Source organism: Bombella mellum, assembly GCF_014048465.1.
GTDB lineage: Bacteria > Pseudomonadota > Alphaproteobacteria > Acetobacterales > Acetobacteraceae > Bombella > Bombella mellum.
Genome location: NZ_PDLY01000001.1, coordinates 512255 through 529025 on the forward strand (window position 1 = coordinate 512255; position 16771 = coordinate 529025).

Here is a 16771-nt window from a genome sequence, read left to right on the forward strand (position 1 = left end):
TATGGCAGAAGACATAACCCTGATCACCGGGGCGACCGGCTTTGTGGGATCGGCTGTTGCCCGTGTCCTTCTGGAAAGGGGGCACCGCCTGCGCCTGCTCGTCCGCCAGACGTCGGACCGCAGCAATGTTTCCGGCCTGCCGGTGGAGTTTGCCGTCGGTGATCTGTCTGATCCCCGGAGCATGGAAAAGGCCCTGGAGGGTGTGACATATCTCTTCCATGTCGCTGCGGACTATCGCCTCTGGGTGCCGGACCCGGATGTCATGATGAAGGCGAATGTCGAGGGAACACGGACCCTGATGCAGGCCGCCATGAAGGCGGGGGTGAAAAGGGTCGTGTACTGTTCGTCCGTTGCGGCCCTGGCGACGGCCCATGACGGCATTCCCGCCACCGAGTCCTCGCCCGTGACGGAGGACCAGATCGTCGGAGTCTACAAACGGTCGAAATACCGGGCGGAGCAGGAGGTCCTGCGTCTTGTCCGGGAGGAGGGGCTGCCTGCGGTCATCGTCAATCCTTCGACTCCCGTGGGGCCGAGGGACATAAAGCCGACCCCGACGGGACAGATGATTCTGGACTGTGCCATGGGGCGCATGCCCGCCTATGTGGAGACGGGGCTGAACATTGTCCATGTGGATGACGTGGCGGAAGGCCATGTTCTGGCCTTCGAGCGTGGCACCATAGGTGAAAAATATATTCTGGGCGGTGAGAACCTCATGCTGGGCGATCTGTTCCGCATGGTGGCCGGGATCGCCAACCGCAGACCGCCCCGCATCAGGCTCCGTCAGTCATGGCTGTACCCGGTGGCTTCCGTCTCGGAAATGCTGGCCAGGCATTTCAGAATCCAGCCCCGCGTGACACGGGAGATGCTGGACATGTCCAAGAAATTAATGTTTTTTTCTTCCGAAAAGGCCGAACGGGAGCTGGATTACCGGCCCCGGGAGGCACGCCATGCGCTGGCTGATGCCATAGCGTGGTTTCGGGAACATGGGCGGAGGTGAATTCCGCCATACGGGGGCGGTCAGGCTGACACGGTGATGATGTTTGTAGCGGTATTGTTTTCTCTGTTGGCCTGGGTAGGGTTGATGTTCTTTCATGGTCAGTTCTGGGTCGGCGGGCCTTGGCTGGCAGAGGGTGGAAAGGCCAGAGGGCGGCAGGATGGCCTTCCCGACGTGGCCGTGATCGTGCCGGCCCGGGACGAGGCGGCTTCCGTCCAGGCCTGCCTGACCTCCCTGCTGGAGCAGGACTATCAGGGGCGGTACCATGTCATTCTCGTGGATGATGAGAGCACGGACGGCACGGGCGACATAGCCCGCCGTCTGCCAGCCCCGGAGGGCCGCCTGACCGTCCTGTCCGGCAGGCCCCACCCGGCGGGCTGGAGCGGGAAGCTCTGGGCCGTCAGGCAGGGGCAGGAAGAGGCCATGAGGATTCTCCCGCCCGATGGCTATGTACTCCTTACGGATGCGGACATTGTCCATCAGGAGGATCATGTGTCCTCGCTGGTGCGGCGGGCGCAGGGCGACTCCCTCGACATGGTCTCGGAGATGGTCAAGCTGAACTGTGTCAGCTTCTGGGAAAAAGCCCTTGTCCCGGCTTTCGTCTATTTTTTCGCCATGCTCTATCCTTTCCGCCGTGTGGCTGATCCCCGTTCATCCGTGGCAGGGGCGGCAGGCGGTACCGTCCTGATCCGCCGTAAGATGCTGGAAAAGATCGGCGGGATACAGTCCCTCAGGGGTGCGCTGATCGACGACTGCACGCTGGGGGCGTATGTCAAGCAGGCGGGGGGGCGGCTCTATCTGGGATGCAGCGAACAGGCCTGGTCCATCCGCACCTACCAGACGCCGGGCGAGATATGGCACATGATCTCCCGGAACGCCTATGTGCAGCTGGGTTTCTCACCCTGGCGGCTGCTCAGGGCGATGGCCGGGATGGTGCTGGTCTGGCTCCTGCCCGTCCGTCTTCTCCTGTTCGGGCGGGGGAGGAACCGTGTGCTGGGTGGCTGTGCATATGCTCTCAGCTGCATTACCTTCATGCCGACCCTGCGCTGGTTCAACCTGTCATGGTGGCGTGTCCTCTCACTGCCGCTGGTGGCGGCCTTCTACATGATGGCCACTGTCGGTTCCGCCGTGAACCACTATCTGGGCAGAGGCGTCAGCTGGCGTGGGCGGTCTTATGAAGGAGCAGAATCATGAAGGCACAGTCTGGCGGGAGCACCATGCAGGATGATGCTGCGCTCTGGGGAACACGGGATGTCTCCTCCGACAAGGGCATGAAGGACGAGAACTTTCCCGTGGGATCGTTCCTGATCTCGGCGGCGCATCGGCCTGCCGTCCATGCCTATTACAATTTCGCCCGTATTGCGGATGACATGGTGGACAATACCCGCCTGTCCGCAGAGCAGAAGATTGCCCGCCTCACGGCCCTGCGTGAGGTGCTGTACGGGCAGCGGAACCCGCCGGCCGGCCGGGCCGACGCCTGGAGTGGCGTCATCCTCCGCACGGTCCTTCAGGAAAGGGGGCTGCCGCTCGAGCTGGCCGGGGACCTGATCACGGCCTTCATCATGGATGCGGAAAAGACACGCTATGCCCACTGGTCGGAGCTGCTGCATTACTGCCGCTATTCGGCCAACCCTGTCGGGCGGTTCCTGCTGATGCTGCATGGTGAGGGGGAGGAGACGTTCGGCCCGTCGGATGCGCTCTGCACGGCGTTGCAGATCGTCAACCACATGCAGGATGTCAGCAGCGACCTGAAAACGCTGAACCGCTGTTACGTGCCGCTTCCCTGGCTGGAGGCGGAAAACATCAGGCTGAAGGACCTCATCCTGGCCCGCAGCAAGCCGGGCGTGAGGCGGGTCTTTGATCACATGCTCGCCCATGTCGATGCCTTGAACGAGGAGGCGGCCCGCCTGCCATCCCTGATCAGGGACCGCCGCATGAGGCTGGAGGCCGCCGTGATCGTGGCACTCTGCCGCCGTCTCACCGGGCGTCTGCACAGGCAGGACCCGATTGCGGAGCATGTGGCCCTGACGAAGCTGGACGGCCTCCGGGCACTTGGCTGGGCCATGCGTTACGCCCGCTGAGGGAGCTGTTCTGCATGGCGGGGTCTTTGCCCGTGTGGAGTTTGCCGTTAGAAAAGGGCAGGCCTTGGAAGGTCTGCAAGATTGTCATGGCTGCGGCCCTTGAATGGATATGAGGAAGGTTATGGTCTCTGCTCGTCACGAAATGCCACAGGGTCTGCCATGTGCCCCATCGGATCTGCGGCATGTGGAGGAGATCGTGGTCCGTTCCGGCACGTCGTTCGGGAAAGGGATGAAGATTCTTCCTCCCGTCCGTCGGGACGGCATGTTTGCCATTTATGCGTTCTGCCGTGTCGTTGATGACATCGCCGATGGCGACATTCCGGTTGATGATCCGGCCGCAGCCCTAGAGAAATGGAAGGAGCGGATCGCCGCCCTGTATGACGGGCAGGCCGAGACTCCTCTGGAGCGTGTCCTGCTGGCGGCGGTCGAGCAGTTCGGCCTGAAGCAGGAGGATTTCATTGCCATCATCGATGGCATGGTGATGGACTGTGGCGAACCGATCGTCGCTCCGGATGAGGCCACGCTGGACCTGTACTGCGACCGTGTGGCCTCTGCCGTCGGGCGGCTTTCCGTGCGTGTTTTCGGCACGCCGGAGGAGTACGGAGACAGGCTTGCCCATCATCTTGGCCGTGCGCTCCAGCTGACGAACATCCTGCGGGATATTGCGGAGGACGCCTCCCGGGGGCGGCTCTATCTGCCCGCCGAACTGCTGCGGCGGTACAGCGTGCCGACCGATCCGGCGGAGGCCCTCTACGCCGTCGGGCTGGACGGACTGTGCCGCATCCTTGCCGGACGGGCGGAAGACCATTTCCGGCGGGCGGCGGAGCTGATGCGGCAGTGCCCGGCAGCCACGGTCCGTCCGGCACGCATCATGGCGGCCTCCTATCGGGTGACGCTGGCGGCCCTGAGGCGTCGTGGCTGGCGCAATCCTGAGACGCCCCTGCGGGTCTGTTCCATTCGCAAGAAGCTGGCCATGCTGCTGGCGGCGGCCGGGGTGATGCCGTGAGTCATGTGCATGTCATCGGAGGCGGGCTGGCGGGGCTTTCCGCCGCCGTGGAACTGGCTCCCCAGGCACGGGTGACCCTGTATGAGGCCGGTCCGGCCTGCGGGGGGCGGGCACGCTCCTTTCACGACAGGGCACTGGATGCGGTCATCGATAACGGGAACCATCTCCTGCTGTCGGCCAATCCCTATACCTTCCGGTATCTTGATCTTCTGGGAGCACGGGAGACGCTGAAGGGACCGGGAAAACCCGTTTTCCCGTGGCATGATCTGGAAGCGGACCTGACATGGACGCTGCGCCTCTCGCCGGGACGCATTCCGTTCTGGCTCCTGCGCCGGGGCAGCCGTGTGCCGGGCATGAAGCTGGGGGAGGTGATGGCCCTGCTGCGTCTGATGAAGGCGGACGACCAGACCCGTGTGGCGGACTGCCTCATGCCGGGGCAGTTTGCCCGCCGCCTGCTGGAGCCGCTCGCCGTGTCCGGCCTCAATACGGATGTCGAACGTGGCAGTGCCCGCCTGCTGGGCAACATCGTCCGTCAGACCCTGGCGAAGGGAGGGGCGGCCTGCTGCCCGTGGATGGCGGCCAATGGTCTGTCCGAGACCTTCGTGGAACCTGCCATGCGTCATCTCGCAGGGTTCCATGCCCAGGTCCTGACGGGCACCCGGGTCTCCGCTTTGAAGGAGGAGGCGGGCCGCATCGTGGCTCTGGAAACATCCGGCGGTTCCGTGGCTCTCGGGGAGGAGGATGCCGTCATCATGGCCGTGCCGTCACCCGTGGCGGCGGGCCTGCTGCCGGGGCTGGAAGGGCCGGACGAGTTCGAGAGCATCGCCAACGCCCATTACCGTCTCCAGCGGCCCCTGAAGCCACGGGGTTCCCTGAAACAGGCCGGGTTCATCGGGCTGGTGGGGGGCGTGGCCGAATGGGTCTTCCTGCATGACGAGGTGCTGTCCGTCACCGTCAGTGCGGCGAACCGGTGTCTGGACTGGCGCAATGAGGAGATGCTGGAACACATATGGGACGAGCTGCGCCGTGCCCTCGATCCGCTCATTGAGGGGTTTCTGCCGGAGGAGATGCCTGCCGCACGGCTGATCCGGGAGAAACGGGCCACCTTTGCAGCAACTCCGGAACAGGATAAAAAGCGGCCGGGGGCAAAAACCGCTTACGCCAATCTTGCCCTTGCCGGAGACTGGACGGATACTGGGCTGCCTTCCACGATCGAAGGTGCCATACAGTCTGGTCTGGCGGCTGTGGGGGCACTTGGTTTTCGCACGGCCTTTGCCGGGGCGGAGTGAGCCTGAAAACTGGTTTATGATCTCCGCACATGCTGGACGGGCGGCAGACCCCGGCGTGCGAGGATGTTGGAGGAGAGTTCAGTGAACGAGACGTTGTCCCGTCATAAGGTTGATGTCACCGTGGTGGAGCAGGCTGTCAGGGCGTCTCATGCCGCTTTGGGCAAGCTTCAGAAGAGTGACGGTCATTGGGTCTTCGAGCTGGAAGCCGATGCCACCATTCCTTCCGAATATGTCCTGCTCCGCCATTTCCTTGACTGTGTCGATGTCGGGCTGGAGCAGAAGATCGCCGCCTATCTGCGCAGGACGCAGGGGGCGCATGGTGGCTGGGCACTCTATACGGATGGCCGGTTCGACCTGTCGGCCAGCGTGAAGGCCTATTTCGCCCTGAAGATGGTGGGGGATGATCCCGAGGCCCCGCACATGCGCAGGGCCCGTGCGGCCATCCTCCAGCATGGCGGTGCGGAGAAGAGCAATGTCTTCACCCGCATCCAGCTGGCCCTGTTCGGCGAGGTGCCGTGGGACGCCGTGCCCGTGATGCCGGTGGAGCTGATGCTGCTACCCCGCAAGGCGTTCTTCTCGGTCTGGAACATGTCCTACTGGTCCCGGGCCGTCATTGCGCCGCTGCTTATTCTGGCGGCTCATAAGCCTCTGGCCATCAATCCTCGTGGCGTGCGGGTGCAGGAGCTGTTCAGGACCCCGCCTGCCCGCATCAGGAAGTGGATAGGCGGGCCGTACCGTTCCGTCTGGGGGCGGGTCTTCGCCTATCTGGACAGGGCCATCCGTCCCCTCGTGCCTTACGTCCCGGCTTCCATTCATGAGAAGGCCATCCGTGTCACGATCGAGTTCATCGAGAAGCGGCTGAGTGGTGGTGGTCTGGGAGCGATCTACCCCTCCATGGCCAACGTTATCATGGTGTACCGCATCCTTGGCGTGCCGGATGATGATCCGAGGGTCGTGCAGGCCTGGGAGGCCGTGCAGGGCCTTCTGGTGATCAAGGATCATGAGGCCTACTGCCAGCCCTGCGTGTCGCCCGTCTGGGATACGGGGCTGTCCAGCCTTGCCATGTTGGAGGCATCGACAGGAAACAGGGGCGTGATGCCTGCCGAGACGATGACGGCCCTGAAGAAGGCGGCCTCCTGGCTGAGGGAGCGGCAGATTCTGGATGTCAAAGGGGACTGGGCGATCAACACGCCGGATTTGCGTCCGGGGGGCTGGGCTTTCCAGTACGAGAATGACTATTACCCGGACGTGGATGACACGGCTGTCGTCGGCATGCTGCTGCACCGGATCGACCCTGAGGAAAACCACACCGCCATTGAGCGTGCGCGTGAGTGGATCATCGGGATGCAGAGCAGCAATGGTGGCTGGGGTGCCTTCGACATCGACAATGATCTCGAGGTGCTGAACCACATTCCGTTCTCGGATCACGGTGCGCTGCTGGACCCGCCGACGGTGGATGTCTCGGCCCGCTGCATTTCTTTCCTGTCCCAGCTGGGGCATCCGGAGGACCGGGAGGTGATCCGTCGGGGGCTGGACTATATCCGGTCCGAGCAGGAGGAGAATGGCAGCTGGTTCGGCCGGTGGGGCACGAACTACATCTATGGCACCTGGTCGGTGCTCTGTGCCCTTAACATCGCCGGTATCCGGCATGATGACCCGATGGTGGAGCGGGCCGTGGCCTGGCTGGAAAGCGTGCAGAATGATGATGGGGGCTGGGGTGAGGACTGCGCCAGCTATGAAGGGGCCGCACCGGGTGTCTACAAGACAAGCCTGCCAACCCAGACAGCCTGGGCCACGCTGGGCCTCATGGCCGTCGGCCGTCGGGACAGCGAGGCCGTGCGCCGTGGCATGGCCTATCTGATGCAGGAACAGGACGAGCAGGGGGAATGGCACGAGGCTCCCTACAATGCCGTCGGATTCCCCAAGGTCTTCTATCTGCGCTACCATGGCTACAAGCAGTTCTTCCCGCTCATGGCACTGTCCCGGTACCGCAATCTGGCCGATAGCAATTCCGGTCAGGTGGAGTTCGGCTTCTGATGCTGGGAATTCTGGCAGGGCTGAAACAGGAGGCACGGCTGGCGGCGCAGTTCTTCCCCGGTGCGAAGATTGCCCTCAGTCATGCCTGCGAGGCCGGGGCACGGCGTGCCCTGCTGGCTTTGCAGGAGGCCGGGGCGACGGAGCTGCTGTCTTTCGGTTGTTCCGGTGCCTTGGACCCGGCCCTGCCACCGGGGAGCGTGCAGGTGGCCGAATATGTCCAGCAGGATGGAGAGAACCACAGGGCGGACCCGGCCCTGAGTGCCCGTTTTGGGGCGGCGCAGGCGGCGGTACGGGGCGGCATCCTGCACAGTCCGGTCATGATCGGCACGGCCATGCAGAAGGCCGTCCTTTTCTCCCGGACAGGCTGTCATGCCGTGGACATGGAAAGCGGCCTTGTAGCCCGTTCGGGTCTGCCCTTTGCGGTGCTGCGGGTGATCTGCGATGATGCGGGCAGGGACCTGCCGCCCGCTGCCGTGGAGGGACTGAAGGACGGGCAGGTGCATGTTCCGGCCCTTCTGGGGTCCATCCTGCGGCATCCCGCCCAGATGGGGGACCTGATGGGCCTCGGGCGTGATGCGGCCCGTGCCCGGAAGGCGATGGTGCATTTCCTTCAGGGGCTGCCTGTCGCCCGGGTGTGAGGATGCTTGCGTTTCCCGTGAGGCTGGTCTAGAGAGGAGCGGTATTTTCCGGTCCTGATCAGGCCGGAGGTATATTTCGCACGCATGGCCCGGATTGCCTGGTGTCCCTGTCCTCACGGGGGCGTTGCCATGCGGAGGACAAACCAGAGAAAGAGAGTTTCAGACTATGGCAATGCCACAGTTCACGATGCGTCAGCTGCTGGAGGCTGGTGTTCACTTCGGTCATCACACACGTCGCTGGAACCCGGCAATGGCACCGTACCTGTTCGGTGTCCGCAACCAGGTGCACATCATCGACCTTCAGCAGACTGTTCCGCTGCTGGACCGTGCCCTGAAGCAGGTGCGTGACACCGTGGCTTCCGGTGGCCGCGTGCTGTTCGTCGGCACGAAGCGTTCCGCTGCCGACCTGGTGGCCGAGGCTGCACAGCGTTGCGGCCAGTACTATGTCAACCACCGCTGGCTCGGCGGCATGCTGACGAACTGGAAGACCATCACCGGGTCCATCAAGCGTCTGCGTGGCATTGACGAGATGCTGGCTGGCGACACGACCGGTCTGACCAAGAAGGAAGTCCTCGACATCACCCGTGACCGTGAGAAGCTGGAACGCTCCCTCGGCGGGATCAAGGACATGGGCGGCCTGCCGGACCTGCTGTTTGTGATCGACACGAACAAGGAAAAGCTGGCCGTTGAGGAAGCCAACAAGCTGGGCATCCCCGTGATCGCCGTGCTGGACAGCAACTCCGACCCGAAGGGCGTCACCTTCCCGATTCCGGGCAACGATGATGCCATCCGTGCCATCGCAACATACTGCGAGCTGGTTTCCGGTGCCGTTCTGGACGGCATCTCCGCCGAGCTGGCCGCTTCCGGTCAGGACATCGGGGCTTCTGCCGAGCTGCCGGTTGAAGAGACCGTCGTGGCAGAGAAGGCTGAGTAAGCATCTCCATCTGGCCCAAGGGCCATGCCAGACAGTCCGTTCCGCCCTCACACGGGCGGAGCGGATGGTGGATATTGTGACATGAACAGCTCATGCAGCCGTGGATGCGTCCCGGCTGCATGGGTGTTTTATCAGGGATGACAGAGATATGGCAGAAGTTACTGCTGCAATGGTGCGCGAGCTGCGCGATGCGACAAGCGCAGGCATGATGGACTGCAAGAAGGCCCTGACGGAAGCCAATGGCGACATGCAGGCCGCCATCGACTGGCTGCGCAAGAAGGGTCTGTCCCAGGCCGCCAAGAAGTCCGGCCGTGTTGCCGCCGAGGGTCTGGTGGGTGTTGCCGTTGAAGGCAGGAAGGCTGCTCTGGTCGAGGTCAATGCCGAGACGGACTTCGTGGCCCGCAATGATGCCTTCCAGCAGGCCGTGGAAGACATCGCCAAGGTTGCGCTGGAAGTCGGTGATGATCTTGAGGCCGTCAAGGCTGCCAAGATGCCGTCCGGCCGTACCGTTGCCGATGAGCTGACCCATCTGGTTGCCACCATCGGTGAGAACATGAGCCTGCGCCGTGTGGCCGTGCTGACCGTGCCGTCCGGCGTCGTCGCCAGCTACGTTCACGGTGCCCTGCGTCCGGGCGTCGGCCGCATCGGTGTTCTGGCCGCCATCGAGGCTCCTTCCGAGAGCGAGGCCCTGCTGACACTGGGTCGTCAGATTGGCATGCATGTTGCCGCCACCAGCCCGACCGCCCTGGATGTGGACAGCGTCGATGCCGCCGCCGTCGCTCACGAGCGCAAGGTGCTGGAAGATCAGGCCCGTTCCTCCGGCAAGCCGGAAGCCATCATCGAGAAGATGGTGGAAGGCCGCATCCGCAAGTTCTACGAGGAAGTGGTTCTGCTGGAGCAGGTCTGGGTGCATGACGGTGAAAGCCGCGTGAAGGATGTCGTCAAGAAGGCCGGTGCCAAGCTGGTCGGTTTCGCCCGCTACAAGCTGGGTGAAGGCATCGAGAAGGTCGAGACGGATTTCGCTGCCGAGGTTGCTGCGGCTTCCGGCCAGAAGAAGTAAGTTCTCGACGGTCTGTTGTCAGAAGAAGGGGGGGCTTCCGTCGGTATGGCGGGGCCCCTTTTTCTGTCCCTGGGGGGCATGGCTCATGGAATGGGAAGAACCTGCCATCATCCTGCGTCTCTCCCCGCATGGGGAAAGCAGCCTTCTCGTCCGTGTGCTGACACGGCGGAAGGGGGTCTGCCATGCCCTCGTGCGTGGGGGACGCTCCCGACGGCAGGCGGCCCTGTGGCAGGAGGGCAACCTGATCATGGCCCGCTGGAAGGCCCGTCTGCCAGAGCAGCTGGGTAACATGACAGCCGAGCTGGTGCGTCCCACGGCCTCTTTCCTGCTGGATCATCCTCTGGCCCTGGCCCTGCTCAGCAGTGCCTGTAGTCTGTGCAGCGAGGCCCTGGCGGAGCGGGAACCGCATGAGCCTCTGTTTGCCTCCCTGGCCCATCTCATGGGTGTGCTTAGCGTTTCGGCAACCCGGCCGCCCGTGGCCCTGTATTTCCGCTGGGAACTGATCCTGTTGCAGGAGCTAGGCTACGGCCTGACTCTGGACCGGTGTGCCGTCACGGGTGCCCGGGATGGGCTGGTGCATGTCTCGCCCCGTACGGGGCGGGCCGTGAGCAGCGAGGGAGCCGGTGAATGGAAGGACCGTCTCCTGCCCCTGCCGTCCTGCCTTCTTGACGAGGAGGAAGAGGGACAGCCGCAGGACTGGCTCGGGGCTGCCCGGCTGAGCGGGCATTTTCTGCAACGGGCCGTTTTTGCGGCGTATCACCGTCCCCTGCCAGCAGCCAGGGATCGCCTTGTGACCGCTCTCTACAGGCTTGCGGAGGACGGGGCCTCTGGACAGGATGAAGAAGAGCGTGTCTAACCTGTCCTCCGAACAGGCAGAACAGGAAGCAGGAGACCTTATGACGGGCGATCTCGCCGGGCATATCGAAGATACACGGCTGGCCGAAGCGTTGAGCGAGCGTTATCTGGCCTATGCCATGTCCACCATCACGTCACGTTCCCTGCCTGATGTGCGGGATGGCCTGAAACCGGTACATCGCCGCCTGCTTTACGCCATGCAGCAGCTCAAGCTGGACCCGACTTCCGGCTTCAAGAAATGTGCCCGTGTGGTGGGTGATGTCATCGGTAAGTTCCATCCTCATGGGGATGCGTCCGTCTATGATGCCCTGGTGCGTCTGGCGCAGGATTTTGCCGTACGCTATCCGCTGGTGGAAGGGCAGGGCAATTTCGGGTCCATTGATGGCGATGGGGCCGCCGCCATGCGGTACACCGAAAGCCGCATGACTGAAACGGCCCGCATCATGCTGGAAGGCATCAGCGATGATGCGGTCGATTTCCGTCCGACCTACGACAATGAGGATCAGGAACCGGTCGTCCTGCCGGGGCTTTTTCCCAATCTTCTGGCCAATGGGGCGGCCGGGATTGCCGTGGGCATGGCCACCAGCATTCCTCCTCATAATGCCGCCGAACTCTATCAGGCGGCCCGCCTGCTGATCGAGAAGCCGGACTGTAGCACGGAGGAGCTGCTGGATGTCGTGCCGGGGCCGGATTTCCCCACCGGTGGCCTGCTGGTTGAGGACCGCCAGACGCTCGTCCAGGCCTATGAGACAGGGCGTGGCAGCTTCCGCATCCGCGCACGCTGGGCGGTCGAGAAGGGCCGTGGTGGCGTATGGACCATCATCGTCTCGGAAATTCCCTATCAGGTGCAGAAAGGCAAGCTGATCGAGGACATTGCCAGGAAGATGGAAGAGAAGAAACTTCCTCTTCTGGCTGACGTGCGGGATGAAAGCACGACGGACATCCGGCTGGTTCTGGAGCCGAAGACCCGCAACTGTGAGCCGGATGTGCTGATGGAAACGCTTTTCCGGCACACCATGCTGGAAAGCCGCTTCAGCCTGAACATGAACGTTCTCAGCCAGGGGAAAATCCCCGGCGTGCTGTCCCTCAGGGAGGCCCTGAAGGCCTGGCTAGAGCATGTGCATGACGTGCTGGTCCGCCGCACGCAGCATCGTCTGGATGCCGTCCTGAAAAGGCTGGAAATTCTGGATGGCTTCCTGAAGGTCTATCTCAATCTCGATGAGGTCATCCGCATCATCCGGGAAGAGGATGAGCCGAAGCCTGCCCTCATGAAAGCCTTTTCCCTGAGCGAGCTTCAGGCGGATCATGTGCTGAACATGCGCCTGCGGTCCCTGCGGCGGCTGGAAGAAATGGAAATCCGCAGGGAGTGGGACGGTCTGGGCAAGGAGCAGGCGTCACTGGAGGCTCTTCTGGGGTCTGACAGGCGACGCTGGACCCGGATCGGAAAAGACCTTCAGAAAATGCAGGCCCTGTTCGAGAAGGGGCCTCATGCGCAGCGTCGGACGGTCATGGGGGAAGCCCCGGCCAGCATCGACACGTCCGCCGTTCTGGCCGTGGAGCGGGAGCCTGTCACCGTGCTGCTGTCTCAGGAGGGATGGGTCCGTGCCGTCAAGGGGCATGGGCATGACGTGGAGAATCACCGCTTCAAGGAAGGGGACGGGCTGGCCTGGCATGTCGAGTGCCAGAGCACGGACCGCTTGTGCCTGATGGCGGCGGGAGGCCGTGCCTTCACGCTGAAAGTGGCGGACCTGCCCCGGGGGCGGGGGTTTGGGCAGCCCGTGAGGACGCTGGCCGATCTGGCGCAGGATGACCAGGTGGTGTCCTTCTTTGCGCTCGAGGATGATGAGGCCCGGTATTTCCTTGCCACCAGTGACGGACGTGGGATGCAGGTGGCCGCCAGCAACCTTTCTGCCGAGAAACGGACAGGGCGGCAGGTCTTCAATCTGCGGGATGGTGCCCGTATCCAGTACGTCTTCCCGGCCGAGGGCACGCATGTCCTCTGCCTGACGACGGCAAAGCGGGCTCTGATTTTCCCGCTGGAGCAGGTGGCCGAGGTGGCGAAGGGGGGAGGCGTAAGCCTCCAGAAGCTGCCGGATGGAGCCGCCATCCAGCAGGTCCGTCTGTTCTGTCTGGCGGATGGTCTGGTCTGGAAGGAGGGGCAGAGGCCCCGCTCGCAGGAGGACCTCGCACCGCTGGAAGGACGGCGTGGGTCCGTCGGCAAGGCGGCACCACAGTGGATGCTGAGAAAATAGGGTGTCCGTGAACCGGTCCGTTACCTCGGGATGGCATCATCCGGGAGAGGCACGGACCGGTGCAGGACGTGACCGACGGGGGAGAAGGACATGACCGAGCTTTTTTCGCTTACGTTTCTGTTCGGGCTGCTGCATGTCGGCCTTTTCCTGGCCGTCACGGCCCACATACTGCTGACGAAGCGGGACACGGCGGCAGCCACGGGCTGGATAGGGGCCTGCTGGCTCATGCCCTATCTGGGACTGCTGCTCTATCTCTGCTTCGGGATCAACCGCGTGCGCCGTCGGGCACAGAAGCTGCGGGAAGACGTCAGCCCGGAAGAAACCGCCTTTCTGGCGACATGGTCCCATGATGCGGCAGACAGCTTCATGGCTCCTCTGGTGAGGATGCTGGATGAGCTGACGGGCCTTCCCCTCCTTAAGGGCAATGATGTCGTCTGCCTTCATGACGGGGACCGTGCATATCCGGAAATGCTGAAGGCCATCGGGGAGGCCCGGCACTCCATCCTGCTCTGTTCCTACATTTTCCGGCATGACCAGATCGGCCAGACATTCGTGGAGGCACTGGCGGCGGCGCGGGAGCGTGGTGTCGAGGTCCGGGTGCTGGTGGATGGTGTCGGCAGCGGCTACCTGTACAGTGCCATCATCCAGAACCTCCGGCGGCGGAACATACGCTGCGCCCGTTTCATGCACTCACTCTGGCCGTGGCGGATGCCGTTCATCAACCTGCGGGACCATCGCAAGATACTGGTGGTGGATGGTCATGTGGGCTTCATGGGCGGGCTGAACATCGGGGCGGAAAATCTGCTCAACCAGCCCAGAGGGCGGCGTCTCCCGGTGGCGGACACGCATTTTCGGCTGGAAGGCCCCGTCGTCCAGCAGCTTTCGGAGGTGTTCGTGCGGGACTGGGCCTTCACGACGGGGGAAACGCTGGAGGGAGACACTTTCTTTCCCGTTCCCGTGGCTGCCGGAACCGTTCCGGCCCGTGTCGTGACATCCGGGCCGGACATGGATGTCGAACAGATTGAGTATACCATCCTTCAGGCGATCATCCTGGCCCGCAGTCACGTCTGCTTCATGACACCCTATTTCATTCCGGATAGCCGCTTCGCCACGGAGCTGGGGCTGGCCGCCCTGAGGGGGGTGCAGATCGACATTGTCGTGCCCCGTCACAGCAACCATCCCGTGACGGACTATGCCCGCAATGCCTGCCTGAAAACACTCGTGAGTGCCGGCTGTCGGGTCTGGCTGGCTGATCCGCCCTTCAACCATTCCAAGCTGATGACGGTGGACGGGGCCTGGAGTTTCGTGGGCAGTGCCAACCTGGACCGGCGTTCCCTGCGGCTCAATTTTGAATGCAACATGACCCTGCATGACGAAAAGACGGCAGGGCATCTGGAAGATTTCATGTTCGGGCACCGCCATCATCGGCTGGAGCTGGCGGAGATCAATTCCTGGTCGCTTCCGGTCCGGCTGCGTGATGCCGCCTGCCGTCTTCTGCTTCCCTATCTGTGAGACCGGTTGAGGGGGCCAGGGTGACGGCGATGGGGCGGTGGTCTGATCCGAAACGGGGATAGACCCGCCGTTCCAGCAGGGAGAAGCCACGGACGAGACAGCGGTCCAGGCGGAGGGGCACCTTGTCGAGCATCCGGTGTGTCTGTTCCCGTGGTCCCACATCCTCGAAGCCCCGCAGCATGGCAGGTCCGACCTGGTTGAAATCTCCGATGATGATGGCCCGTTCCGACAGTTCCTGCCGTATGAGCCGCAGCTGGCGGCGGTTGAGGATGGGGCCGTGGGAAAGATGCACGTTGGCGATGCTGAAAGGGCCGAAGCCCGTGTCGAATTCCAGAATCTGTGCGGAGCGATGTGCCGCCAGTCCGGGCGGGAGCATCTGAAGGCGGGGAGGTTTCAGGAAGGGGTGACGGCTCCAGCAGGCGGTGCCGTGGACACGGCCCTCCGAGGCCAGACGGCTGAAATGCCCGTCCACCAGATCGGGCAGCCGGCTGGTGAAAAGGCGGCATTCCTGCATGAGCAGGATGTCAGGTTTCGTCGCCCGCAGCAGGAGGCGGACATCTTCCAGCGTGGCCCCATCCTCATGGAACAGATTCCAGCTGACGAGCCGGAGTGTAGGGGGTGTGGCAAGTGATGGTGTCGTGTCCTGCATGATCGTAACGGCCTGAGAATTAACAAAAAAGACCTGTCGGAACAGGTCTGGAGGAGGAGGACACCCCATACTGCCTCGTAAGGGGAGAAGTTCATAGCGGAATTGTGGCAGAAATCGTCCTGCCAGCGGGATAAAATATGGTGCTGCCGGTGAGGCGGTGTCCACAGGCCGCTAGGCAGGGACGGGCATGTCCGATAGGCTGGAACGGTCTGTATGACGGATCAGGAGGACGGGTGTGAAGCACGAAACGAAAACCGTAAAGACGGGGCCTGTCATTGGTGAAGGCTGGCAGAAATTCGCCACCTTCCTGACCCATGCCGGGCGGCAGGCTCCGGATCAGCGGGGCAGCTTTGTCAACATGCCGGTTGAGCGTGGCTCAACGGTCGTGTTCCCGACGGTCGAGGACATGGAGGCCCAGGGCGTCCATGCCTACGATCACAGGCTCGTCTATGGTGCGATGGGCAATCCCGTCCAGCACAGGCTGGAACAGGTGATTGCAGCATTGGAAGGCGGAAGCCATGCGCAGGTTGTCAATTCCGGTCTGGCAGCCTGTAGCGTGGCTCTGCTGGCGTTCCTGAAGAGCGGGGACCATCTGCTTCTGCCAGATTCCGTCTATGGTCCGACACGGCGTTTTGCGTTGGGAATGTTGGCCCGTTTTGGGGTTGAGACCGGCTTTTATCCGCCCCGTGCGGATGAGGCCACCCTGCGGGCGCATCTCCGGCCCAATACGGCCGTGGTCTTTGCCGAAAGCCCGGGCAGTCACACGTTCGAGGTGCAGGACGTTCCCCGGATCGCCCGTCTGGCGCATGGGGCCGGGGCACGGCTGCTGCTGGACAATACATGGGGAATCGGGGCCTTCCAGCCTTTCACGCATGGGGTGGACGTGTCCATTCAGGCCCTGACGAAATATCCCAGCGGCCATGCGGATGTGATTCTCGGGTCCATCACGGTCCAGCGTCAGGAACACTGGCAGGCCCTGCGCCGTGCCGCCATCGAGTTGGGAGCCTGTGGTGCCCCGGACGACTGCTGGCTGACCCTGCGGGGCCTGAAGACCATGGCTGTCCGCCTGGCCCAGCAGGCCCGCTCCGCCCATGAGCTGGCCCTCTGGCTGGAGAGCCGCCCGGAGGTTGCCCATGTACGGCACCCGGCCCTGCCGGGCTGCCCGGGGCATGAGGTATGGAAGCGTGACTTCACGGATGCCAGCGGCCTGTTCGGTGTGGAACTGGCGGAGGGAATCACGCAGGAAGCCATGATCGCCATGCTGAACGGACTGAAACTCTTCAGCATCGGAGCCAGCTGGGGAGGCTATGAAAGCCTCGTCCTGCCGACCTCCGGTGGTCTGACACGGCATCATGAGGAGGGTCTGCCGAAGGGGGCAGCCTTCCGCATTCAGGTCGGGCTGGAGAATGTGGCGGATCTGAAGGCTGATCTGGCCCGTGGGCTGGACGGGCTGGCTCCCTGATC

General features: G+C 63.2%; 14 protein-coding genes. 13 read left to right on the plus strand and 1 reads right to left on the minus strand.

What is annotated here, in order from left to right; all coding sequences use genetic code 11:
• Position 1: 1 nt before the first annotated feature.
• The 12 genes from hpnA to cls all read left to right on the plus strand — a co-directional run bounded on the left by hpnA (position 2) and on the right by cls (position 14658).
• Positions 2–997: a hopanoid-associated sugar epimerase gene (hpnA, locus tag CPA56_RS02240; protein WP_182040393.1), complete on the plus strand. Its 996-nt coding sequence runs from the start codon at positions 2–4 to the stop codon at positions 995–997.
• Positions 998–1033: 36 nt separating this feature from the next.
• Positions 1034–2188, plus strand: a complete 1155-nt coding sequence (locus CPA56_RS02245; protein WP_182040590.1) for a glycosyltransferase — start codon at positions 1034–1036, stop codon at positions 2186–2188.
• A gap of 23 nt (positions 2189–2211) precedes the next feature.
• Positions 2212–3075: a squalene synthase HpnC gene (gene hpnC / locus CPA56_RS02250; RefSeq protein WP_182040591.1), complete on the plus strand. Its 864-nt coding sequence runs from the start codon at positions 2212–2214 to the stop codon at positions 3073–3075.
• Positions 3076–3196: 121 nt separating this feature from the next.
• Complete coding sequence (hpnD, locus tag CPA56_RS02255) at positions 3197–4081, plus strand: presqualene diphosphate synthase HpnD (RefSeq protein ID WP_182040394.1); 885 nt, start codon at positions 3197–3199, stop codon at positions 4079–4081.
• On the plus strand, positions 4078–5370 hold the full coding sequence (hpnE, locus tag CPA56_RS02260; protein WP_182040395.1) for a hydroxysqualene dehydroxylase HpnE: 1293 nt from the start codon (positions 4078–4080) through the stop codon (positions 5368–5370). Before hpnD ends, hpnE begins: the two co-directional genes overlap by 4 nt.
• Positions 5371–5433: 63 nt before the next feature.
• Positions 5434–7407 (plus strand): squalene--hopene cyclase, encoded by a 1974-nt coding sequence (shc, locus tag CPA56_RS02265; protein WP_182040396.1) that lies wholly within the window; start codon positions 5434–5436, stop codon positions 7405–7407.
• Positions 7407–8045 carry a phosphorylase family protein gene (locus CPA56_RS02270; RefSeq protein ID WP_182040397.1) on the plus strand — a complete coding sequence of 213 codons (639 nt, stop codon included), beginning with the start codon at positions 7407–7409 and terminating at the stop codon, positions 8043–8045. The genes shc and CPA56_RS02270 overlap by 1 nt, the downstream gene beginning before the upstream one ends.
• A 166-nt stretch (positions 8046–8211) precedes the next feature.
• The gene (rpsB, locus tag CPA56_RS02275; RefSeq protein ID WP_182040398.1) at positions 8212–8979 is read left to right on the plus strand and encodes a 30S ribosomal protein S2; all 768 of its coding nucleotides are present in this window, start codon (positions 8212–8214) and stop codon (positions 8977–8979) included.
• 148 nt (positions 8980–9127) lie between these two features.
• Positions 9128–10039 carry a translation elongation factor Ts gene (tsf, locus tag CPA56_RS02280; RefSeq protein ID WP_182040399.1) on the plus strand — a complete coding sequence of 304 codons (912 nt, stop codon included), beginning with the start codon at positions 9128–9130 and terminating at the stop codon, positions 10037–10039.
• Positions 10040–10124: 85 nt separating this feature from the next.
• Entirely contained in the window at positions 10125–10895 is a 771-nt protein-coding gene (gene recO, locus CPA56_RS02285; protein ID WP_182040400.1) for a DNA repair protein RecO, read from the plus strand.
• Positions 10896–10935: 40 nt separating this feature from the next.
• On the plus strand, positions 10936–13146 hold the full coding sequence (parC, locus tag CPA56_RS02290; RefSeq protein ID WP_182040592.1) for a DNA topoisomerase IV subunit A: 2211 nt from the start codon (positions 10936–10938) through the stop codon (positions 13144–13146).
• 90 nt (positions 13147–13236) lie between these two features.
• Positions 13237–14658 carry a cardiolipin synthase gene (gene cls / locus CPA56_RS02295; protein WP_182040401.1) on the plus strand — a complete coding sequence of 474 codons (1422 nt, stop codon included), beginning with the start codon at positions 13237–13239 and terminating at the stop codon, positions 14656–14658.
• On the opposite strand, the gene CPA56_RS02300 is transcribed toward cls, so the two are convergent.
• Entirely contained in the window at positions 14591–15307 is a 717-nt protein-coding gene (locus tag CPA56_RS02300) for an endonuclease/exonuclease/phosphatase family protein (RefSeq protein ID WP_182040402.1), read from the minus strand. The genes cls and CPA56_RS02300 overlap by 68 nt on opposite strands.
• A 235-nt stretch (positions 15308–15542) precedes the next feature.
• Here CPA56_RS02300 and metC point away from each other — a divergent pair, with 235 nt between their 5' ends.
• The gene (metC, locus tag CPA56_RS02305) at positions 15543–16769 is read left to right on the plus strand and encodes a cystathionine beta-lyase (protein ID WP_326831284.1); all 1227 of its coding nucleotides are present in this window, start codon (positions 15543–15545) and stop codon (positions 16767–16769) included.
• Positions 16770–16771: the final 2 nt, after the last annotated feature.